The sequence below is a fragment of the Vibrio sp. 970 genome (genome assembly GCF_033339075.1).
Map to the genome: position 1 here is coordinate 1 of NZ_JAWOTW010000071.1, position 1,332 is coordinate 1,332.

At 52.0% G+C, this 1,332-nt stretch carries 2 protein-coding genes; both read left to right on the forward strand.

The features are described 5' to 3' along the window. The coding region (gene xerC, locus R7Q11_RS24755; RefSeq protein WP_225466832.1) for a tyrosine recombinase XerC at positions 1-846 on the forward strand (846 nt) is incomplete at its 5' end. Positions 847-854: 8 nt separating this feature from the next. Then, the coding region (locus R7Q11_RS24760) for an HAD family hydrolase (RefSeq protein ID WP_225466833.1) at positions 855-1,332 on the forward strand (478 nt) is incomplete at its 3' end.

Sequence of the window (1,332 nt, forward strand, 5' to 3'; positions counted from 1 at the left end):
CTCAGCTTGCACACTCAACGCAATTACAAGCAACAGTTGGAAACCATGGCGCAGCATCTTGCCGAAATGGGACTGAAAGATTGGTCTCAAGTTGATGCTGGCTGGGTTCGACAACTTGCGGGTAAAGGCATGCGAGAAGGCATGAAGGCCAGCAGCTTAGCTACGCGCTTGTCTTCGCTGCGTAGCTTTTTCGATTTCTTGATTTTGCGTGGTGAGATGTCAGCCAACCCTGCCAAAGGGGTGTCTGCACCTCGTAAAAAGCGCCCGCTGCCAAAAAACCTCGATGTGGATGAAGTGAATCAACTGCTCGAAGTGAATGAAGATGACCCATTGGCGATCCGCGATCGCGCAATGATGGAGCTGATGTACGGTGCCGGCCTGCGTTTAGCCGAGTTGGTCAGTGTGGATGTGCGAGATGTGCAGCTGCGCAGTGGCGAGCTTCGTGTTATCGGTAAAGGTGACAAAGAACGTAAAGTGCCTTTTTCGGGGATGGCAACGGAATGGGTTGGTAAGTGGCTGCGCGTTCGTGGTGACTTAGCAGCGCCAGGTGAACCTGCATTGTTTGTGTCTAAACTCGGAACCCGTATTTCGCACCGTAGCGTGCAAAAACGCATGGCCGAGTGGGGACAAAAACAGTCTGTAGCCAGTCACATTAGCCCACATAAGTTGCGCCACTCATTTGCTACGCACATGCTGGAGCCGAGCAACAACTTACGTGCGGTGCAAGAGCTTTTAGGTCACGAGAACATATCGACGACCCAAATCTACACACACTTGGATTTCCAGCATCTAGCGCAAGCGTATGACCAAGCCCACCCACGCGCACGCAAAAAGAACGGGGAGTGAGCCAAAGCATGAAATTTTACCGCCGTATCGAGCCGATTAAGGCCATGACATTCGATCTGGATGACACGCTGTATGATAACCATCCAGTGATTGTCCGTATGGAGCGCGAGTTACTGACCTGGTTGCAACAAACGCATCCTGCAGTGGCGCACATGGAAAAGGCCGATTGGTTGCAGGTAAAAAAACAGGTGCTCCAGCAAAGTCCTGATCTCAAAAGCGATGTGACGCTTTGGCGCCTAGTGCAGTTAAAGCATGCTTTTCTATCCGTTGGCTACGATGAAGCGCAAGCTCAAATCGCAGCGGAAGAGGGCGTGCAACTGGCGTTGGAATGGCGCAGTCAGTTTGACGTGCCGCAGCAAAGTCTCGATGTATTGGCGGAGTTGGGAGAACGCATTCCTCTGGTGGCGATCACCAATGGTAACGTCGACTTAGATAAAATCGGTTTGACGCCATACTTCCAACGCGTATTAAAAGCGGGCCCTGACG